Annotated in this window: 16 protein-coding genes and 2 pseudogenes; 13 read left to right on the forward strand and 5 right to left on the reverse strand. The window is 67.2% G+C overall.

Annotated elements, in window-relative coordinates; genetic code table 11:
* A pseudogene (locus HWX22_RS28415) lies at positions 1-117 on the reverse strand (IS5/IS1182 family transposase); the annotation flags it as partial.
* A gap of 624 nt (positions 118-741) precedes the next feature.
* On the opposite strand from HWX22_RS28415, the gene cblB reads away from it, so the two are divergent.
* The 5 genes and pseudogenes from cblB to HWX22_RS28440 form a co-directional block, all read left to right on the forward strand.
* Complete coding sequence (gene cblB / locus HWX22_RS28420) at positions 742-1,563, forward strand: cable pilus chaperone CblB (RefSeq protein WP_175916841.1); 822 nt, start codon at positions 742-744, stop codon at positions 1,561-1,563.
* A 3-nt stretch (positions 1,564-1,566) separates the two neighbouring features.
* Entirely contained in the window at positions 1,567-2,067 is a 501-nt protein-coding gene (cblA, locus tag HWX22_RS28425) for a cable pilus major pilin CblA (protein ID WP_175916842.1), read from the forward strand.
* Positions 2,068-2,151: 84 nt separating this feature from the next.
* On the forward strand, positions 2,152-4,854 hold the full coding sequence (cblC, locus tag HWX22_RS28430; protein WP_175916843.1) for a cable pilus usher protein CblC: 2,703 nt from the start codon (positions 2,152-2,154) through the stop codon (positions 4,852-4,854).
* Between the two features lie 75 nt (positions 4,855-4,929).
* Complete coding sequence (locus HWX22_RS28435) at positions 4,930-6,090, forward strand: CfaE/CblD family pilus tip adhesin (protein WP_175916844.1); 1,161 nt, start codon at positions 4,930-4,932, stop codon at positions 6,088-6,090.
* Positions 6,089-6,247, forward strand: a pseudogene (locus HWX22_RS28440) (IS481 family transposase); the annotation flags it as partial. The gene HWX22_RS28435 and the pseudogene HWX22_RS28440, both read left to right, overlap by 2 nt.
* 7 nt (positions 6,248-6,254) lie before the next feature.
* On the opposite strand, the gene HWX22_RS28445 reads toward HWX22_RS28440, so the two are convergent.
* Positions 6,255-7,397 (reverse strand): FAD binding domain-containing protein, encoded by a 1,143-nt coding sequence (locus HWX22_RS28445; RefSeq protein ID WP_175911435.1) that lies wholly within the window; start codon positions 7,395-7,397, stop codon positions 6,255-6,257.
* 49 nt (positions 7,398-7,446) lie between these two features.
* Between HWX22_RS28445 and HWX22_RS28450 the strand changes: the two genes are divergently transcribed.
* On the forward strand, positions 7,447-7,719 hold the full coding sequence (locus HWX22_RS28450) for a hypothetical protein (protein WP_175911434.1): 273 nt from the start codon (positions 7,447-7,449) through the stop codon (positions 7,717-7,719).
* 27 nt (positions 7,720-7,746) lie between these two features.
* On the opposite strand, the gene HWX22_RS28455 is transcribed toward HWX22_RS28450, so the two are convergent.
* Positions 7,747-8,466 (reverse strand): TetR/AcrR family transcriptional regulator, encoded by a 720-nt coding sequence (locus tag HWX22_RS28455; RefSeq protein ID WP_175911432.1) that lies wholly within the window; start codon positions 8,464-8,466, stop codon positions 7,747-7,749.
* A gap of 366 nt (positions 8,467-8,832) precedes the next feature.
* Here HWX22_RS28455 and HWX22_RS28460 point away from each other — a divergent pair, with 366 nt between their 5' ends.
* From HWX22_RS28460 to HWX22_RS28470, 3 genes are read left to right on the forward strand one after another with little or no spacing between them, the layout of a single operon-like run.
* A complete protein-coding gene (locus HWX22_RS28460) occupies positions 8,833-9,558 on the forward strand; it encodes a YoaK family protein (protein WP_059534426.1) in 726 nt (241 codons plus the stop codon).
* A 49-nt stretch (positions 9,559-9,607) separates the two neighbouring features.
* A complete protein-coding gene (locus tag HWX22_RS28465) occupies positions 9,608-10,549 on the forward strand; it encodes a glyoxalase (protein ID WP_175911430.1) in 942 nt (313 codons plus the stop codon).
* 14 nt (positions 10,550-10,563) lie between these two features.
* On the forward strand, positions 10,564-12,006 hold the full coding sequence (locus tag HWX22_RS28470; RefSeq protein WP_175916845.1) for an alginate export family protein: 1,443 nt from the start codon (positions 10,564-10,566) through the stop codon (positions 12,004-12,006).
* Positions 12,007-12,032: 26 nt separating this feature from the next.
* Here the strand turns inward: HWX22_RS28470 and HWX22_RS28475 are convergent, their stop codons facing one another.
* On the reverse strand, positions 12,033-12,938 hold the full coding sequence (locus tag HWX22_RS28475; protein ID WP_059534422.1) for a LysR family transcriptional regulator: 906 nt from the start codon (positions 12,936-12,938) through the stop codon (positions 12,033-12,035).
* Positions 12,939-13,042: 104 nt separating this feature from the next.
* Here HWX22_RS28475 and HWX22_RS28480 point away from each other — a divergent pair, with 104 nt between their 5' ends.
* Entirely contained in the window at positions 13,043-13,693 is a 651-nt protein-coding gene (locus tag HWX22_RS28480; RefSeq protein WP_175911428.1) for a DsbA family oxidoreductase, read from the forward strand.
* A 271-nt stretch (positions 13,694-13,964) separates the two neighbouring features.
* Here the strand turns inward: HWX22_RS28480 and HWX22_RS28485 are convergent, their stop codons facing one another.
* Positions 13,965-14,873: an AraC family transcriptional regulator gene (locus tag HWX22_RS28485; RefSeq protein WP_175916846.1), complete on the reverse strand. Its 909-nt coding sequence runs from the start codon at positions 14,871-14,873 to the stop codon at positions 13,965-13,967.
* Between the two features lie 417 nt (positions 14,874-15,290).
* Here HWX22_RS28485 and HWX22_RS28490 point away from each other — a divergent pair, with 417 nt between their 5' ends.
* The 3 genes from HWX22_RS28490 (at position 15,291) to HWX22_RS28500 (ending at position 20,950) form a co-directional block, all read left to right on the forward strand.
* Complete coding sequence (locus HWX22_RS28490) at positions 15,291-18,182, forward strand: winged helix-turn-helix domain-containing protein (RefSeq protein ID WP_175911426.1); 2,892 nt, start codon at positions 15,291-15,293, stop codon at positions 18,180-18,182.
* Positions 18,183-18,302: 120 nt separating this feature from the next.
* The gene (locus HWX22_RS28495) at positions 18,303-20,183 is read left to right on the forward strand and encodes an amidohydrolase (RefSeq protein ID WP_175916847.1); all 1,881 of its coding nucleotides are present in this window, start codon (positions 18,303-18,305) and stop codon (positions 20,181-20,183) included.
* A gap of 95 nt (positions 20,184-20,278) precedes the next feature.
* Positions 20,279-20,950 (forward strand): phosphohydrolase, encoded by a 672-nt coding sequence (locus tag HWX22_RS28500; RefSeq protein WP_175916848.1) that lies wholly within the window; start codon positions 20,279-20,281, stop codon positions 20,948-20,950.
* Positions 20,951-20,953: the final 3 nt, after the last annotated feature.

Here is a 20,953-nt window from a genome sequence, read left to right on the forward strand (position 1 = left end):
CGTCAGCAATCGCGACCACGGCACGAGCTTCTCCATCTCTTCCAGGAAACGCTGGCGCCGAGTCATGCGCTTCTTGCCCGTGCTTTCCGCTTCCGCAAAGCTCATTTGCCGTTTCATCGTCGTGGACCCGTTCCGTGAACTATCTTCTACAACGTCCTCGGCTGCGTCAGCGATGACCACAGAGCCGGATAAATCAGTGTTTCCCTCGGGCGGGAACGGCGGCGATTCAGTATTTGCGGCGATTGACGGCGGCTTGAGGTGAAACAGGAAATTCAAATGAGAATATTTCGTGCGGGACCTATTTTTCCAAGCGGCGGCCATCGCCGCTTGCGGGCATGAAGTATATCGAAGGCGATTCCAACGCGATCAATATCGTAGTTATATGTAGGACTGCAGATACTCTAATCGATTCGATGTCGCGCATGCATTGCGAATTTGTCGCCGATGATCAAGAGGTCTCTCGAGTCGGTCAACCTTAACGGCGAAAGCGTGCATCCGGGCTGTCGCCGCGCGAGATGGAGGTGATCCGGCTTTACTCGTCTGGAATGAGGGAAGCCGCAGATTGCGGAGCGCATGAAGAAAGGCAAGTAGGCCATCAGCGCGGAAGGTTCACGCGATGAAAATTAGGTGTGGCAAACGATGTCGAACTGATCAGATACAAGACGGTTATAGATCTGATCGATGAGGGATGCGCGAGCCGATTTGATATCAGAATTAATCTGGATTCTATACAGATAAGTTATGCGAATTATTAACATATTGAAATGCAGTCCGTATGGGATGCCGATCGTAGCAATCGCGATGTCGCTTGCATCGTCGATTGCCAGCGCGAACATGCTGGTCTATCCGATGTCTGCGTCGATCGGCGGCGGCAAGGAGTCGGCCGCGGAGCTGCGCATCTATTCGAAATCCGATACGACGCAATACGTGAAGGCGATCGCGAAACGCGTGATCGATCCGGCGACGGATCACGAGCGCGAGGAGGCCAGCATGAATTCCGGCGACGACGCAATCGTGATCTCGCCGGCCAAGTTCGCGTTGCCGGCTGGCGGCACACGGCTCGTGCGAGTGATACCGCTGGGCGTGCCGAAAAAGGAAGTGCTGTATCGCGTCTATCTGCAACCGGTGGCGGCACCGTCGGATGACGACTCCGCGGCGAAGGACGATGTGTCCGGCAAGGTCAACTTCAGCCTCGTCTGGGCGCCGCTCGTTCGTGTGCTGCCGAAGACGCCCGTGCCGGATTTCCACGTGTCGAAAGGCGCGCTGGTCAATACCGGCAACGTACGGATCGGTTTGATCGAAGCCGGCGCGTGTCAGTCCGAGCAGGACGCCGCGTCGTGCCAATGGACGAAATTTGACCGCAGTGTCTACCCGGGCCAGCACTTCACGCTGGAGGGGCTGCATTCCGCACCTTATGTGCGAATCCGATATCGAGTGGGGGGAATGACAGATGTACAGCAGAAGATTGTGCACACGCATTCCGCCGACGCGATGAACGCGCCGAGCGCGAGTAACGAGACCCCGATGGGTCATCCCATTGTTTCAACCAACCAGAAGGACTAACCCATGCTGAAATATGTTCCGATCGCTGCCGCCGCCCTGATGTCGATGTCGGCCTACGCCGTTCAGAAGGACATCACCGTCACGGCCAACGTCGACACGACGCTCGAAATGCTGTCGGCGGACGGCTCGGCACTGCCGACCACCATGCAGATGCAATATCTGCCGGGTACCGGTCTTCAGGCCGCTGTAGTGAACACGAAGATCTTCACGAACGACAAGGCGAAGGATCTGCAGATCCGCCTCGCGACTGTTCCGTCGCTGAAGAACCAGACGAGCCCGGGCGCGACGGAAATTCCGTTGTCGGTCAAGCTGGGTGAAACCGAGCTGACCACCACGGCGGCGACGCTGAAGACGGCAGAACTCTTCCCTGGCGAACTGGCACAAGGTTCGAACGTGCTGCCGCTGTCGATCGGTCAGAAGACCGTCGCAGCCGTCACGGCATCCGGCACCTACCAGGGCCTCGTCAGCGTGATCGTCACGCAGAGCGCGGCGTCGGGTAGCTAAGCTCCCCGGCTGTATCGATGGGCGCGCCTGAACGGCGCGCCCTGTTTTTTGTAGTACTCCTCCAAAAAACTTTCACTTTCCCGCATGATTCCATTCGACCTCAAGAAAACCGTTGTCGCATGTCTGAGCGCTCTGTGTGTGACGGACATCGTGTCCGTCGCGCAGGCTGCTTCGACCGTGCCGCCCGGCTTCGAGGACATCATGACGGGGCACGACGAACGCATCAACGTCAACTTTCTGGGCAAGCCGCTCGGCTTGTTCCGCGTGTATGTGACACCGGACACGATCCGTTTCGAGGATCCCGCAGGCCTGTTGCAGGCGCTCGGCTCGCACGTGAATCCGGCGACCGACGTGTCGACGATCGGCGACGCGCTGTCCAAGGCGATGGCGCGCAACGGCAACCTCGCCTGCGCGGGGCAGTCGGGCGTGAACGGCTGCGGGTATGTCGACACCGACAGCGCGGCCGTGATCTACGACGAAAGAGAAGGCAATATCGAGCTGTTCCTGTCGCGCGACTGGCTGAGCACCGAAGAGCGTGACCAGCGGTTTCGCGAGCCGTCGCCGATGACGGAAAACGCGCTGATTCACCAGCAGACGATCAACCTGTCGGGCGGGCGCGGCTACAAGAGCCTGTCCGTGTCGGGCACGGGCGCGCTCGGCATCACGCCGAAGAGTTTCATCGGCGGGAACTGGAATTTCACCCATACGGGCTATTCGAGAGGATCGGACAGCCACGTCCAGCTTCAGGATCTCTACTACCGTCACGATCTCGGAACCGAGCATTACGCGCAGGCCGGCCGGATGGACAACCGCAACCTCGCGAGCGCGCTCGGCGGCAACTTCGGGTTCACGATGCTGCCGGTCGGCACGCTCGACGGCGTGCGCGTCGGCACGACGCTGGCTTATGTGAATCCGGAAGTCGCGCAGCAGGGCACGCCGGTCACGCTGCTGCTACCGCGTGATTCGCGTATCGATGCGTACCGCGGTCAGGAGTTGCTGGGCACGTTCTACATGAAGGCTGGCGTCAATGCGCTCGATACATCCCGCTTTCCGGAAGGCACGTATCCGCTGACGTTGCGCGTGTTCGAGAACGGCGTGCAGGTGCGCACGCAAACGACGCCATTCACGAAGACGGGCGGCGGTGTCAATTCGCGCACACGACAATGGTTCGCGCAGGCCGGCCGCCCGTCCGACCGGGACGCGCCGGACGGCATGACCGCGGCAGCCGGCATACGGATTCCGCTGTTGCGTGACATGGCGCTGACGAGCGGTATCGCGAGCGTCGGCCGGCACGTGTACAACGAAACGGCGCTGGAGTGGCGACACGCGTTCCCGCTCGGCGTGCTCTCGGCCGGCGGTTCGTTCTTCGTCGGGAACGACGGGTCACGCGGCAACACCCAGCAGATTTCGTTCGCCGACGGCGTGTCGTGGAGTGTGTACCGCTATCAGATGCGCGGCGCGGCGTGCAATGGTCCGGCCGTGTCATATCGCGACATCGGCTGCTACGACATGCTGAACGCGACCGTGTCGTTTCCGATGGGCAACTGGTCGGCGATGCTCGGCTATACGTACAACAAGAGCGTCGGGCGGTCGCAGAACTGGCAGCCCGACACACCGGACCGTCCGTGGGCAACGCCTGTCTTCCGTGAGGGTGACCAGGTGTCGCGCGCGCTTCAGGCGTCGCTGTCGCGGTCCTTCACATGGCGCAAGGTCAGCACGAACCTGCGCGTCGGCGCGTACGCGAACCGCAACACCGGTGCCCGCAGCGAGTACGGCGGCTACGTCGGAGTGACGCTGTCGATGGCCGAACCCGCGAAGCAGCCCGGGCGCGCGTCCGCTTACACGTCGGCGGGCGTCGACGTCCGCACGGATCGCAACAGCACGACAACGAACTACACGCTGGACCGAAACTGGAACTGGCAGGGCGACACCTACCGGGAAGTCGCGCTCGGCGTGTCGGGCTATGGCACCGACAGCCTGACCGGCACCATGCAGGGCCGCTGGAAGGGGCGCTACGGCGACGTCGCCGCGTCGGTCGCGAACAGCTACAGCCGTGACAGCGGCGGCAACAATCCGTCGGTGACGGCGAGCTATTCCTCGTCGTTCGCGGTGGCGCGACAGGGCGTATTTCTCGGTGCATCCGCGTCGCAGTCGGATCCGCTGGCGGGTTTCGCCGTCAGGGTCGGCAAGCGCGACGATGCGAGCGGCATGGCGGCCGAGGTGCGCAGCGATTCGAGCGCGAAGATCAAGGTGGGTTTCGGGCAGCGCGCGCTGCTGCCGGTGTCGGCCTTCACGCCGGTGACGACCGAAGTGAACGACGCGGGCGCGCATGCGTCTGCGAGCGCGACGAGCGTGACCGAGGGGCTCGGCAAGCGCACGCTGTTCATGGTTCCGGGGCAGCTCGCGCTGCGCAACGTCGAAGCGAAGGTGACGTACACCTACGTCGGCCAGGCATTCTCGAAGGGTGGCATGCCGCTGTCGGACAGCGTGATTCTCAATGGCACGATGCCGCTGATCGACAACGAAGGCGGCTTTATTGCCGAACTCGACAATAAGGAAAGCGAACTGTTCGTTGTGGACGGGCCGACGCTGATGCGGTGCCCGCTGCACGTGAAGCGCAAGCAGGACGTGCTGATGATGGTGGGCAAGGTGCGCTGCGAAGTGGCCGGGCCGGATGCGCTGCCGGAATCGCTGCGCAAGCAGGCCCGCGTGCGCAAGCTGCTGGAGCATCGCTATGTGATGTCGATGCGGGCGCGGACGACAGGTGTGACCGACGCGGAGCAATGACGCGCACGATCTGTGCCGGCAGGCACCTCACGCTGCCGCTTGCTTTGCCGAAACGATAAGGAAACAGCTACTCAAATGCTTCAGATCAATCGAATTCGCTGTCGGGCAATTGTCCTGGCGGCCGCATTGGGGGCGATCGCGCTTGACGCATCGGCGGCCTCCCAGCAGCCGGCCAACCGCAACGATACGGCGGAAGCTACGCTGGATCGCGCCGCGCCGCAGGGGGACGTCGTGATTTTCGACAACGCTTCGGGAGGTTACGATACGAGCGAGCCCAAAAAATGGGCGAGGAATTCGTGGACTTGCCAATCGGCTACCGACGCGGCGACCGGCGCGTGCAACACATCACCGGCAACAGACGCGACGGGCGAATCGAGCATCATCAAGCTTTCGTTCAAGGAAGAAAAGACCGGTGCCACGGCCGTGCTGAATCTTCACGGACAGTCGGTGCTCACTCGCAGGCTGGATTGCAACAAAAACGTCATTCCGTTAGTATTGTCGATCGCGACAAAGCCAATTAACGAGGCGAACCCCTACTACGTGGCCCAGTGCGACTCCTCAATCGAATGGGATGGCCGCAGTCTCTTCGTCAAGATTCCCGCCGCGGAGCTGAAGAAGCTCCCGTCCGGCGGAACGTGGAAGGCGAATCTTTGGCTGAACCTTAGGCAATGGGCCACCTCAGGTACTCATCCGACGATCGCCGTCTTCAAATCGGCGATCGAGCTGGACGTCACCGACAAGAACAACATCCAGGTCTATCTGCCGGAATACACGAGCGCGACGCCCACCGTCGACCTCAAGCTGCCGAACGGCAGCAGGATGTCGGGCACGTCGAACGTCGACATGTGCCTGTACGACGGCTACAACTCGCAGAGCACGTGGTTCGACGTGTCGGCGAGCGACGGTCTCACGGTCGATCGCCGCGACAAGGGTCAGTATTCGGTGCTGCTCGATAAGGACAAGAGCGGTGCGTACGAATCGCGTATCGACTACAACGTGAGCCTGACGTATGCGGGCAAGAAGATCGCGCTGCCGAACAACGAGACGGTGCGGCTCCAGGGCGTGAACAACAGCGCCGGTCGCTCGGTATCGCTGCCGGGCATTTCGGTGCCGGTCATTTGCACCCCGACGCCGCTGACACTCGAGACGCCGGAATTCCAGTCGGTGTGGAAGCGTCCCGGCAAGTACAGCAACAAGCTGACGATCACGTTTACGCCGTCGTCGGCGAGTCTGTAAGCCAGGCCGTATCGTGCGTCCTGGCCATCGCGTCACCGGCAATCGGCGCGATACTGTGGACGGCGTTGGCTGGGAGTCGCTCTTCGTCGCAGTGGACGATCATGTCCGGATTGCCTACACGGCGATACATCCACGAGAGGCGCGCGACACCGGCCTGCCGCTGATCACGCCCGTCCCATGATCCGCGTGCCGAGCGAGATGCCGAGTTCGGATAGCGAAGCATTGGTCGCGAGCTGGGCGGCTTCCCAGCGCGACAGCGCGGTGTCGAATGCGCTTGCGTGCACGCCACCGCGCAGCGCTTCGGCAAGACCGACGGCATTCTCCGCCGCCTTCGCGACCCCGGCGGCCGTATGCGGTCGCACGAGGCAGGCCGCGTCGCCGAGCAGCACCGCGCGGCCGAACGCCATGCGCTCGACCGCAAGATCGAGGATCGCCTGCGCGAACGGCGCCCGGGTCGCGTCGACGAGCGCGGCGAGCGTCGGCGCGAGCAACCGGCGGCCGGCGTCCACGAGTTCGAGCCGGTTGTCGTCGCGCATCGCGCCGGGCGGCAGCGAGCCGTCGCGCTGCGTGCCGTCCTGCGTGAGAAACAGCGATGGCACGCGATCCTGCTCGAGCCGCCGGTACCAGACCCAGTTCACGCGCCGCTTGCCCGGCTCGATCGCGCCGTCGCGGCCGGGCACCAGGTAGGTCAGGAACAGATGCGCGTTGCCTTGCTGGAACGTGAACCGATCGCGCAGCACCCGCAGCACCGTGTCGGGAAGCGTGTGCTCGTCGACGAGCCCGCGCCAAGCGACGTAGCCCGCATACGCGGGCCGCGCGTCGGACAGCAGCTGGGCGCGCACGGCCGAGCGGCCGCCGTCCGCGCCGACCAGCAGGTCGGCATGCTCGACGCTGCCATCCGCGAAATGCGCGATCACGCGCGCGCCGTCCTGTTCGAACCGCTCGAACGATACGCCGGCGTGCACGACGCCGGCGGGCAGCGCGCGCTTCAGCGCGGTGTAGATCACGTTCCACGCGGTCTGCGCTTGCGGCATGTAAAGGCGCTGCACGATCCGGTCGTGCTCGTCGAGATAGATCCGGTCGACCGAATCGACGCCTGCATCGCGCGGCACCGGCACGCCGCCGAATGCGAACGCGCGCTCGATCGGCGGCTGCAGCACGATGCCGCCGCCGCGGCTGTCGAGGTCGTGCGGCGATTGCTCGAATACCTTGACGCGCCATCCGGCCGCGCGTAGTGCTGTCGCCGTGAACAGCCCGCCCACCGATCCGCCGATGACGATCGCCGACGGGCCCGAAACGTCGCTCATGATTCCCTTCCCCCGATGATTTTTCGCGCGCGGCGACTCAACCTTCCCAGTGCTTCAGGAGGACCGCCGGCCACGCATTCACACGCGCCGGCTGTTCTTCGCGCGCCATGTTGCGCTCGTCTTGGCCGACGGCCGGCCCGCTGCCGGCGTCGACGTCGTGCTGGCGGAAACCGTTCGCGGTGACGGTGCGATGAGCGATCGAAGGCGTGTCGGCGGTCAGGTGACGGTCACCATGCGGTTCGGCCCGCACGCGCCCGGACGCGGGCGCAAATGCCTTTCGAGGATAAGCGAAGCGACCGGCACGCCGGATGAATTGTTCTGAATTCGTCGGGCGGCGCGCGGGGCCGCGCTACACGCGGCGGCGTCGCCGTGCGGCCGCGCCGGCCGCGAGCTGCTTGAGCGTAGCGGGCGTGCCGTGGAGAAACGCGTCGACCAGCCGTTCGATTTCGGTGTCGAGATCGTCGGGCACCGGCAGCCCGTAGACCCACTTGCGAACGCCGAAATAGAAGATGCTCGCGTGCAGGCTCCAGACGAGCTCGATTTCCGCGTTGCGCTGGGCCTCCGTCGCCGGCGTGGCGATGTCGTATTCGTGGCGCAGCTCGCGCAGCACCGGCAGGAACACGCGTTCGCGCAGCCGCGACAGATAGCGCGTGTTGAAGCCCTCGCGGCTGAGCCCCGCGAAGATGAAGGTGCGGATCCATTCGCGCCGCAGGATGGTTTGCGCGTACGCGCGGTAGAACGCGACGAGCCGTTCCTGCAGCGGGACCGTGCGATCCGCGATCATTTTTTCCCAGTCGGGGCTCCACGTGTAGACCTCGTCGTACACGCGATCGATCAGCGCCTCCTTGCTCGGGAAATACCGGTACAGCAGCGGCTGGGTGACGCCGATCTGCCGCGCAAGCTCGCGCGTGCTGCCGGAAAAGCCGTGCGTCGCGAAGTGCTCGATCGCCTTCTCGACGATCTGCCGCTCGCGCGCTTCCGGCGCGAGGCGCCGGCCCGGCGTGACGGCGTTGCCGTCGGCGTCCGTCCCGCGCTCGCGGGCTGGCGTGCTGCGTTTTCTTTCGGTCATGCATCGGCTCCTGATCGCGTGCGCGCTTAAGCTATCGATCGAAAAATAACACGATCGGACCGCGAGGACCGCGCGCGGCGTGCTTGTCGACGCGATGCGGGACCCGTCGCGCAAGTGCCTCGCGTCGCGTCGAGCGCGCCATCCGGCCGGGCGCCCGGGCGTCCTGTTCAGGAAAATTCAGGCCCATCGCCATGACATTAAGACGCGCCTTAACTAGTCTTGCTTCCGAACAGCCGTTTGGACCGGACGCCAGTCGGCACCGCCGGGCCGTTCGGCACAACCGGAGCGGAACATGCGTGATCTGATCTCGCCGGACGCACGCATCGCGTGCGCCGGCGCCACCGTCGCCATCCAGGAGGCCGTGTCATGCCGACGGTAACCGCGGCCGCGGCGCCCGATCACGTGCGCGGCGAGGACGTGTTTCTCGCGTCGATCGCCGGCTACGTCGACACGCTCGGCTTCGTCGCGCTGTTCGGCCTGTTTACCGCGCACGTCACCGGCAACTTCATCCTGATCGGCTCGGGGCTGGCCGGTGTCGGGCAAGGGCTCGCGATCAAATGGCTCGCGTTCCCGGCCTTCATCGCCGGGATCGTCGGCGCGCGCGTGCTCGACCACCGGATGCGTTCGCTGGGCCACGGCCCGCGCGCGCGTTCGCTCTATGCGCTTCAGGCCGTGCTGCTGGCCGGGTTCATGCTGGCCGGCGTGATGGCGTCGCCGATCGCCGACGCCGATGCGCCGCGCACGATCCTGTGCGGTCTGCTCGGCGCCGCGGCAATGGGTGTCCAGAATGCGCACGGCCGGCTGACGGCCCGCTCGGTCGTCGCCAACACGGTGATGACGGGCAACGTCACGCAGGCGGTGATCGATGCGTTCGACTGGCTCGTGCCGCTTGCCGCGCCGGCCGAACGTGACGCCGCGCGCGTGCGGCTGCGGCGCACGCTGCCGCCGGTCGCGGCCTTCGCGATCGGCGCGGGCGCGGGGGCCGCGGCGTACGTATTCGCCGCCTTCTGGGCGCTGGCGCTGCCGCTCGCCACCTTGTGCTTCCTCGCCTATCGATCCGGCCGGCCCGACGACGGGCCGGCATCACGCTGAATCCACGCGCGCCGCACGGCAGCGCTTGCCACTTTCAAGGAGAATTTCGATGATTGCACTGAAGTTGCGACAGGTATTGCGGATGACGGCCGCGTCGACGGCCGTGCTCGGCGCATTGCTGGCGACCGCGCCGGCCCACGCCGACGAGACGCGTCTGCTCGAGACCTCGTCGGCGAAGGTGCCGGCCGTCTCGGTCGGCCCGCAATACGACACGACGCACGTGTGCGTCGCGCCGGCAGACTTCGACCGCTTCACCGACAGCTTCGTCGCCACGTTCGGCGGCAAGAAGTCGCAGCAGGGCGTGTTCCAGGTCACGCCGACGCCGAGCCAGACGATGTCGCAGCTCGTGTTCACGCCGTCCGGCACGATCTCGGTGTTCGGCTTCAAGACGCCGATCCCGTACCCGTTCTGCGAGGAGCGCACCGGCTACCTCGTCACCGACATGGACGTCGCGATGAAGTCGGCGCGCGCGCACGGTGCGGACGTGGTCGTCGACACGTTCCCCGATCCGATCGGCCGCGATGCGATCATCCGCTGGCCGGGCGGCGTGAACATGCAGCTGTACTGGCACACCCAGGCGCCGCACTACGATCCGCTGCAGACCGTGCCGGAAAACCGCGTGTACGTGTCGCCGGAAAGCGCGAGCAAGCTGGTGCACGACTTCGTCGCGTTCTCGCGCGGCAAGGTCGTGTCCGACGTGCGCAAGGCGCCGGGCATCGAGATCGGTCGGCCGAACGACACGTACCGCCGCATCCGCATCGAGTCGGGCTTCGGCAAGATGACCGTGCTGGCCACCGACGGCCATCTGCCTTATCCGTTCGGGCGCGAAATGACGGGCTACGAAGTGGCGGACCTTGCGGCCACGCTGGAGAAGGCGAAGGCCGCCGGCGTGACGGTGCTGGTGCCGACCTTCACGTCGGACGGGCGCGATGCGGCGCTCGTGCAGTTCCCGGGCGGCTACGTCGCCGAGATCCACGCGCGGTCGAAGTGATGGACCGGCGGTCGATGAGGCGGACGTGGCGGGGCGTGTTGCCGGCCGCCGTGCTGGCGGGCGGCGTCGCGACATACGCCGGGACGGCGGCCGGCGCCGAGGAAACCGCGGCGCCGGCCTCGACCACCGCCGCGACGTGCACCGCGAAGCGTCCCGCGGTGCTGTTCAACCGCTGGCAGGAAGACTGGTCGGTACTCGCGAATCCGTGCGTGCCGCGCAAGCCGCTCGACGGGCTGAAGTACATCCCGCTGGGCGGCGACCCGTCGACTTACCTGTCGCTCGGCGCGAACCTGCGCGAGCGCTTCGAGCTGAACAACGCGCCGCTGTTCGGGCTCGGCGCCGCCCACGACGACAACTACGTGATCCAGCGCGCGACGGTGCACGCGGATCTGCGCTATGCCGGGCATTTCCAGGCGTTCGTCCAGTTCGTCGATGCGCGGCCGTACGGCAAGGACACGGTCGGCCCGGTCGACAAGGATCAGCTCGACATCGAGCAGGCGTTCGTCGCGTATGTCGACCAGCTTGGCGGCGGCACGTTCAAGGCGCGCGTCGGCCGGCAGGAAATGGCGTACGACTTGCAGCGGTTCGTGTCGGTGCGCGACGGGCCCAACGTGCGCCAGGCGTTCGACGCGCTGTGGGCGGATTATGAAATCGGCAACTGGCGGCTGATCGGCTATGTGACGCGCCCCGTGCAGTATCGCAACGACGCGGTGTTCGACGACGTGTCGAACCGGCACCTCAGATTCGACGGCGTGCGAATCGAGCACAACGCGGTGGGGCCGGGCGAATTGTCGGGCTACTGGTCGCGCTATACGCGCGACAACGCGCGCTACATCGCGGGGGCCGGCACCGAGCGGCGCGATGTGTTCGACATGCGCTACGCGGGCAAGTCTTCCGGGTTCGATTGGGACGCCGAAGCGATGCTGCAGACCGGGCACATCGGCCAGGACACGATCGGTGCATGGGCGTTCGGCGCGCTGGGCGGCTATACGTTCGCGAAGACGCCGGGCACGCCGCGCATCGGCATCCAGGTCGACGGCGCGTCGGGCGACAAGCATCCCGGCGACGGACGCATGGGCACCTTCAATCCGCTGTTCCCGAACGGCTATTACTTCACGCTGGCCGGCTACACGGGCTACAGCAACCTGATTCACGTAAAGCCGTCGCTGACGTTCAAGCCGGCCGGCAACGTGACGGTGCTGACCGCGGTCGGTTTCCAGTGGCGCGCGACAACGGCCGACGCGATCTACGGGCAAGGGATGCAGGCCGTGCCAGGCACGGTCGGCAAGGGCGGCGCGTGGACCGGCATGTACGCGCAGGCCCGCGTGGACTGGCTCGTCAATGCGAACACGGCGCTGGCGGTCGAGGCGGTGCACTTCCAGCTCGCCGATTCGATTCGCGCGCTGGGCGCGCGCAACGCCGACTATGTCGGCGTGGAGGCGAAGTTCGGCTGGTGACGCGGTGACGCGGTGCGCCGCTCGGCTCAGTGCTGCGCGCCCGCGAGCGTCTCGACGAAGTCGATGAACGCCGTGACGCGCTTCGAGCCGCGCTGATTCGGCAGATACAGCGCGGTGACGACCGAGCGCGCCGCGTCGGGCATGACGTCGTACGCTTCGAACAGCCTGCGCAGACGGCCCGACTGGACGTCGCCGTCGACCAGCCAGTCGGGCAGCAGCGCGATGCCGGCGCCGTCGAGCGCGGCATCGCGCAACACTTCGCTGTGGTTCGACTTCAGCCGTCCGGCGACCAGCACTTTCGTCGTGCCGTGCGCATCGGCGAACGACCACGCCTGCTGGTCGCCGCCGAAGTGAAAGCGCAGGCACTGATGGTCGACCAGTTCGGCCGGGCTACCCGGCGCACCGTGCGCATCGAGGTAGTCGTGGCTCGCGACGACGAAGCGCTGGAAGGTGCCGAGCTGCCGCGCGACGACCTCCGCGGACGGCGCCGCCTCGCCGAGGCGGATCGCGACGTCGATCCGGCCGGCGACGAGATCGACGCGTTCGTCGGTGAGCTGCAGGTCGAGGTCGAGCTTCGGGTAGCGCGCGAGGAAGGCGCCGATGTGCGGCGCGATGCGACGCACGCCGTACGCGACGGGCACCGACACGCGCAGCGGTCCGGACGGCTCGTCGCCGCGATCGGAGACGAGCGCGTCGGCTTCCGCGAGTTCCTCCAGCAGCCGCTTGGCCCGCGCGTAGTACACGGAGCCGGCATCGGACAGCGTGACCTGGCGCGTCGTGCGGTTCAGCAGCACGGTGCCGAGCGATGCCTCGAGCGCATCCACCGCGCGCACCACCGACGAGGCCGCGAGATCGAGACGCCGCCCCGCGCTCGAGAAGCCGCCGGCTTCCGCTACTTCCACGAACGCGCGCAGCGCGGAGAATTTGTCCATGTCGTTGCCTTTGTGCATGCCGCAACGATGCGTTGCGTGCCGCTCGCATTCTATCGCCGGCCGGCAAGCGCTATCTTCGAGACTGCAATCAACAGGAGAGCGCAATGAATTCCGTCGAAGTCACGATCACCTACGACCTCATCTGCCCGTGGTGCTGGATCGCCGAGCGCAGGCTCGCGGAGGCGATCGACGAAGCCGGGCTCGCTGGCGACGTGAAGGTCCGGTTCGTGCCGTTCGAACTGAACCCGACGATGCCGGCCGCGGGCATGGACCGCAAGGCGTATCGCAGCGCGAAGTTCGGCAGCTGGGCGCGCTCCCAGGCACTCGACGCGCAGGTGGCCGACGCCGGCCGCGCGGCGGGCCTCGTGTTCGATCATGCGCGGATCGCGCGCACGCCGAACACCCGGCTCGCGCACCGGCTCGTCTGGTTCGCGCAGCAGCGCGGCGGCGCGGCCGCGCTCGTCGATGCGCTGTTCGCCGCGTACTTCCGCGACGGCCGCGACATCGGCGATGCGAATGTGCTGGTGGAGCTTGCGGCGGGTGCCGGTCTGGCCGGCGACGCGGTGCGGGCGTTCCTCGCCTCTGACGAAGGGCTCGACGCGGTGATCGCGCTCGAGGCCGATGCGGTGCGCGCGGGCGTCGCGTCGGTGCCGTCGACGCGGATCGGAGCCACGGTCGTCAGCGGCGCGCAGCCGGCCGCCGTGTTTCGCGATGCGTTGCTCGCCGCGCACCGCGCGCATCATCCGGTCGCATGAATCCGGCCCGCAGCCGCGGCGCGTCGATTTTCAGAACGTTTCATATTCGGCTCAGGATTATTGCGAAACCGAACGGTACGCTCCATGTTGCGCGCATTTCGTCTGCTGGAGCGGCAGGCGCCGCGCGACGTCGACACGCAACCGTGGAACTCGGACATGAACACACTGAACCGGCGCATGCGCGCGTTGCGCTCCGACGCCATGCTGCTCGCCGCATGGTGCGTCGGCCTTCTCGCCTCGGGCGCGTTTGCCGCCGGGCCGGGCGAGGGTGTCAGCGCGACATGCCGCGCCGCCATGCGCCGGGAGGATGGCCGACGATGCGCGCGAAGAGGCGGTTCAGGTGACTCTGGTCGGCGAAGCCGCACGCGGCCGCGATTTCCGCGAGCGTCATGTCGGTCGTCTCGATCAGCTCACGGGCGCGCATCACGCGCTGCTCCAGCAGCCATTGATGCGGCGTGCGCCCTGTCGTGCGCGAGAACGCGCGGATGAAATATCCGCGCGACAGATCGCATTCGTTCGCGACTTCCTCGATCGATACGCCGAGGTTCGCCTTCTCCATCAGCAGTTCCTTGGCGAGCGCCGTCTTGGCCGGCGACAGCAGGCCCTTGCGCTGCAGGTCGCGCGCATGCGCACTGCCGTACTGGCACGCGAGATGCGTGCCGATCGCGACGCCCATCTGCTCGACGAACAGCGTGTTCAGCGCACCCGGCACGTCGAGGCTGTCGGCGACCGCGTGCGCGAGGTGGCCGAGCACCGCGTCCTGCACGTCGGGCGCGCAGGTCAGGCCGGCGATTTCGGTGCCGTCGTGCTCACGGCCGAGATGGCCGAGGTAGCTGTGCGACAGCTCGATCAGCATGAAGTCGAACTTGCCGTACAGGTCGGCGCGGAAATTCCGGGAAAAGTCGCGAATGTAGATGGAGTTGTGCTGAAACCGTCGCTCGGATTTGCCCGTGCCGCCATAGATCGTGCGCCGGTGCCCGCCGTTCAGCGATACGCCGATCAGGAAGCCGCGATCGCTGGCGGCCATCTCGATGCGCTCGAATTGTTCGTCGCGCATGCATTTGCGATGGAGGGTCAGGCCGCCGGCCGACCTTTCAATATCCTTGGAAAGCAGGCTCGACATGCATCCGAGCGTGTCTTTCGGTGGCGCCGCGGCGGGCGCGACGAGGGCATCTGACATGATGGAGCGTCCTTCGAGGGGTACGGCGCGCGAGCATTCTTGCGCGCAGTTTATACGGCGCGCCCGACAGGCCCACTGTAACTTGAATAAATGTCCGCTTGCTGATGAAAAATGCGTCGGCCGGGCCGGTTCATTGTGCCAGCACGCGAACGATTTCGCCGTCGCGCGAACGGCCTGCGGAGACAGCGGGCCGAATGATACTGCCCCATTCGGGTTCTCGCCGCCCGCGTGTCCGCCGCGTGCCGTCACGGCGGGCGCGAGTGCATTTTCATTCAAGATTTTTCTTTATGCGGCGTTTAGACTCGGCCCACTTTTTGACATTTCGTGCCCCGCGTGCCGCGCAGGCCCGGTGCGGGCTTCCGCCCCGGTGAACCGTGCGTTCACATGGCGGTCATCGTGGGGAACCTGGAGGCGGCCATGATCCAGATCGGGAATTTGTCGGTGGATTTCGAGCAGCGCGACATTCGCCATCACGGCGCGTCGCTGCGGATTGGCGCGCGCGCGCTCGACATACTGGAAGTACTGCATCGCGCGAACGGATCCCTCGTGTCGAAGGACGACATCATGGACGCGGTATGGCCGGGCCTGATCGTCGAGGAGAACCGGCTGCAGGTGCACGTCGCGACGCTGCGCAAGGCGCTGGGCCCGAACCGCGATCTGATCAAGACCGTGCCGGGCCGAGGCTACCTGCTGATCGCGCATCCGCCGGTCGCGCACACCGTGGCGCCGCCCGCGCCCGACGTGGCGCACGATACCGAAGCAACCTCCCATCCGGTGCCGCTCGTCGGGCGTCAAACCGAGATCGGGCAGATCGTCGACATGCTCGAACGGGTGCCGGTCGTCACGCTCGTCGGCGCGGGCGGCATCGGCAAGACGAGCCTCGCCGCGCGCGTCGCGCATGAATTGCGCGCGCGCTCGGGTGAGCGCGTGCTGTTCGTCGAACTGGCGTGTGCGACGACGCGCGACGACGTGCTGCGCGCGATTGCCACCGAACTCGGGCTCGACGCGGACGGCGTGCCTGCCGTCGAGCGGATCGGCGATGCATTCGCCGCGTCGCGCGGCCTGCTCGTGCTCGACAACGCGGAGCACGTCGTCGATCTGGTGGCCGACCTGGTCGAAACGCTGACGTCGCACAGCGCGGCGCTGCGCGTGCTCGTGACGAGTCGCGAGCCGCTTCATATTTCGGTCGAAGCCGTGTTTCGCGTGAGCCCGCTGGCGGTGCCGGACGGGCGCGCATCCGTCGACGAGATCGTGCGCCATTCCGCCGTCGAGCTGTTTCTGGCGCGGATTCGCGCCGCCACGCCCGATTGCGCGGTCGATGCGGCTGGCCTCAGGTTGATCGGCGATATCTGCCGGCGCCTCGACGGGTTGCCGCTCGCCATCGAGCTTGCGGCCGCGCGCGTCGCGACGCTCGGGCTCGAGGTCGTCGCGGCGCGTCTCGACGACAGGCTGAACCTGCTGACGGGCGGGCTACGGTCGGCCTTGCCGCGCCACCAGACGTTGCGGGCCACGTTCGACTGGAGCTACGTGTTGCTGGATGCGGCTGCCCGGTCGCTGTTGCGCCGCATGGCCTGCTTCATCGGTCCGTTTACGTTCGATGCCGCGCGCGACGTCGCGATGGACCCGGGCATGCCGGCCGCCGAGATAGTCGCGCTGCTCGGCGAGCTGGTTGCGAAGTCGCTGGTCGCCGTCGAATTCAACGGCGCGCAGGCGCGCTACCGGCTGACCGAATCGACCCGCGCGTACGCGCTCGAGAAACTGCACAACGAAGGCGAATTCGACGCGGTCGCCGCACGTCATGCGCGTTACGAACACGAGCAGGCGGAAGCACGAATACTGGCCCAGGCACAGCCCGCGCACGCCGCGGGCCTGCGTCCCGACGCAGATGTGGCGCCGCTTCGCGAACGCGCGGCGGCCGGGCCGCAGGCCGCGGAAATCGACGGGCTGGCGCAGGCGTTGCTCGAGCCGGCGCGCATGCGCGAATGTTCGCTACCCGCGCGACGCGCACTCGACGCGCTCGACGCCGGCGCGCCGGAGGCTGTCGACGCCGCGCGCGAGATGCGCCTGCGCGCGGCCTATGCGGCTGCACTGCTGCATACCGACGGCGATACGCACACGGCCGCCGCGATGTGGGACAGGACGCTCGGTCTCGCGGGCCGGGTCGGCGACGACGCGTTCGACGCGCGCGCGCTGGTCGGGCTGTGGAACACCATGCTGACGCGCGCCGACATTCATGAATCGCTGCGCTATGCGACGCGCTTCGAGCGGGCCGCGCAGCGGCGGGGCGACCCGTCGCAACGGCTGCTGGCGAGTGCGATGGTCGCGACCTCGCTGCATTACTTCGGCGAGCATGCGCAGGCGCGCGAGCGGCTCGAGGCGGCGACCGCCGAGCTGGCCGACGCGGGTGAACCGCCGTGCGCCGAAGCCGCACTGGGCATCGACGTCGCGACGCTCGGCCGGACGATGCTGATGCGGCTCGTCTGGATCCAGGGCGATCCGGATTACGCGATGCGGCTGTCGGCGCAGGCGGTCGAATGCGCGCGCCGCAGCGGCTCGGGGCTGGCGTTGTGCGTCGTGCTCGGTGCCGCGGCCGTGCCGATTGCGTTGCGCTATGGCGATCACGATGCGATCTCCGACCATCTCGCGACGCTGCGCGCGACCGCCGACGCGAACGGCTTCGACATCTGGCGAAGCCATGCCGAATGTCTCGCCGGGCGGTTCGACATGCAGGCAGGCCATCCGGGCGCCGGCCTCGCGCGCCTCGAGCCCGCGCTGCGACGCATCGAAGCGAGCGGGTTCCGGCGGCTGCTCGCGCCGCTGGTCGTTGCCTACGCGGAAGGGCTGACGCGCACCGGCCGTGCGGCCGACGCATGCACGAAGCTCGACGCGACGCTCGCGCGCTGCCGCGCGCACGGCGAGCATCTGTTCGTGCCCGAACTGCTGCGCGCGCGCGGGCTGGCGACGCTCGAACAGGCCCGCGCCGCCGATCCGGATCGCGCGGCCGCGTGCGAAGCGGACGGGCAGCATCATCTGTTGACGGCGATCCAGACGGCGAACGCGCAAGGCGCCGCGATGTGGGCGCTGCGCGGCACGCTGGACCTGGCCGATCACCTGATCGAGCGCGGGCGCATCGCGCAGGCATCGTCGCTGGTGGCCGACCTGTCGGGGCAGATCGACCCGCAATCGCGCGCGTTCGACGTCCGGCGGCTGGCGCGTCTGCAGAACTTCGTTCGCCAGGAGACCAACGCGTCGACCAGCCCGACGCGCGCGCGACGCGAGGCGGCGGATGCGATGCAGTCGGCGGCGTGACGGCGCGCGGGCCGATCGTTCAATGTTCAAGGAGGAAGGGATGGTCGGTGGATCGTCAAACCGGATGCATGCCGCGTGCGGCCGCATGCCGGCTTTCGGCGCGGACGGGGGGGCCTGACGGTGCTCGAGACGACGGCATCCGCCGAAGCGGCGGACCTCATCGTATACAACGGCAAGATCGCGACGCAGGACGCGCGGCAGTCGTTCGTGACCGCGCTCGCGGTCAAGGACGGCCGGATTCTCGCAACGGGCAGCGGGCACGACGTGATGCGCCACGCGCGCGACGGCACGCTGCGCATCGACCTGAACGGCCGCACCGTGATCCCGGGGCTGAACGATTCGCACCTGCACGCGATTCGCGGCGGCCTGAACTTCAACCTGGAACTGCGCTGGGACGGCGTGCCGACGCTCGCCGACGCGTTGTGCATGCTGCGTCGCCAGGTGCTGCGCACGCCGGCGCCGCACTGGGTGCGCGTGGTCGGCGGCTGGACCGAATTCCAGTTCGCGGAAAAGCGCGGGCCGACGGTGGCCGAGCTCAACGCGATCGCGCCCGACACGCCGGTCTTCATCCTGCACCTCGGTGACAGCGCGCTGCTGAACGCGGCCGCGCTGCGTGCGATCGGCTACGGCCGCGACACGGGCGATCCGCCCGGCGGCGAGATCCAGCGCGATCGCCTCGGCAGGCCGACCGGCATGCTGATCGCGCGCCCGGACATGGGCGTCCTGCATGCGGCGCTCGAGCGCGGCCCGAAGCTGGACCACGACGAGCAGATGAATTCGATGCGTCAGTTCATGCGCGAACTGAACCGCCTCGGCGTGACGAGCGCGATCGATGCCGGTGGCGATTTCCAGTCCTATCCGGACGACTACGGCGCGATCATGGCGCTCGCGCAGCGCGGTGAAATGACGGTGCGCATCGCGTACAGCCTGTTCGTGCAGCACGCCGGAGGCGAGATCGACGACTACGCGCAGTGGGTGACGCTGGCGAAACCCGGCGACGGCGACGCGTTCCTGCGCATGAACGGCGCGGGCGAACTGCTCGTGTATTCCGCGGCCGATTTCGGCAATTTTCTCGAGCCGCGCCCCGATCTGCCGGAAGCGCTCGAGACGGAACTGGCCGCCGTGGTGCGGCTGCTGGTGCGGCACCGCTGGCCGTTCCGGCTGCACGCGACGTACGACGAATCGATCGGCCGTTTCCTGAACGTGCTCGAAGCCGTGCACCGCGAGGTGCCGTTCGACGGACTGCGCTGGTTCCTCGACCACTGCGAGACGATCTCGGATGCGAACATCGCGCGCATCGCCGCGCTGGGCGGAGGCGTGACCGTTCAGCATCGGATGGCGTACCAGGGCGAGTATTTCATCGCGCGCTACGGCGCGGAAGCGGCCGCGCGCACGCCGCCGATCCGCGCGATGCTGGCGGCCGGGCTGCCGGTCGGCGCGGGCACCGATGCGACGCGCATCGCGAGCTACAACCCGTTCCTGTCGCTGTACTGGATGGTGTCCGGGCGCACCGTGGGCGGTACGGCGCTCTATCCCGAGTGCAACCGGCTCAGCCGCATGGAGGCGCTGCGCCGCTACACGGTGGGCAGCGCGTGGTTCTCGAACGAAGACGATCGCAAGGGCGCGCTCGTGCCGGGCCAGTATGCGGATTTCGCGGTGCTGACGGACGACTATTTCACGATCGACGAGTCGCAGATCAAGTCGCTGGCGTCGGTGCTGACGGTCGTCGACGGCAAGGTCGTGCACGCCGACGACGAGTTCGAATCGCTGGCGCCGCCGCCGCTGCCGGTCAGCCCTGCGTGGTCGCCGGTGGTCGAGTTCGGCGGCTTCGCGCGGCGTGGCTGGACGGCCGCGATGCCGAAGCGCGCGGCGGCCGACGGCCACGCGGATGCGCGCGCTGCGCGCGGTCATGCGGGCCGTTTCGCGCAGCGCCTGCAGGCGGCCGCGCGGGAGGTCGTCGAGCAGTGCGAAGGATTGGTCTGCCACGGTGCCGCCTTTTAGGACGGCATGGGTCGGCGGGCGGAATGGCGGTGCCGGTGCGTACCGCGCGGCGAATGGATAATTTTGTGCCCCGGCAACGGGCAGAAGGAGACGAGATGAGTGCTGCGCACACGTGTGCACGGGCCGACGACGAAGTTGCCGGCGTTCGCATTCCCCGGACGCCGATGACGATCGAGGCCGTCGAGGCCGCATGCGCGTCGCTGCCGCGCGTGATCGCCGATCATGCATGCCGGGTGTTCGTCCTCGCGTCGCTCGCCGCGCGCCGTGCCGGCGAGACGCTCGATGCCGATGCGCTGTACGTGGCCGCGATGTACGCGAACATGGGCTTGAGCCCGGCCTACTCCCGCTCGACCGAACGCTACGAGATCGACAGCGCCGATGCCGCGCAGGCGTTCCTGTCGCGCCACCAGATTCTGCAGCAGCTGCGCGACGAGGTGTGGTGCGCGATCGCGCTGCATACGACGCCCGGCGTGGCCGCGCGCATGTCGCCGCTCGCGCGTGCGCTGGCGTTCGCCGTGTCGACCGACCTGATGGCTACGGGCTTCGACGCGTATTCGGCGGACGAGCGCCGCGCGCTGCTCGCCGCCTACCCGCGCGGCGAAGGATTCGGCGATGCGTTCCTCGACGCGCTCGCGCGCGGTGTCGCGCACCGGCCGGCGTCGACCTTCGGCACGTGGAGCGCGGACGTGCTCGATCGGGCCGATCCGGATTTTCGCCGGCCGAATTTCTGCGGCCGTGTGCTCGGTTCGCGCTGGCAGGACACCTGAGCG

Source organism: Burkholderia sp. BCC1638, from assembly GCF_902833195.1.
Taxonomy (GTDB): Bacteria; Pseudomonadota; Gammaproteobacteria; order Burkholderiales; family Burkholderiaceae; genus Burkholderia; species Burkholderia diffusa.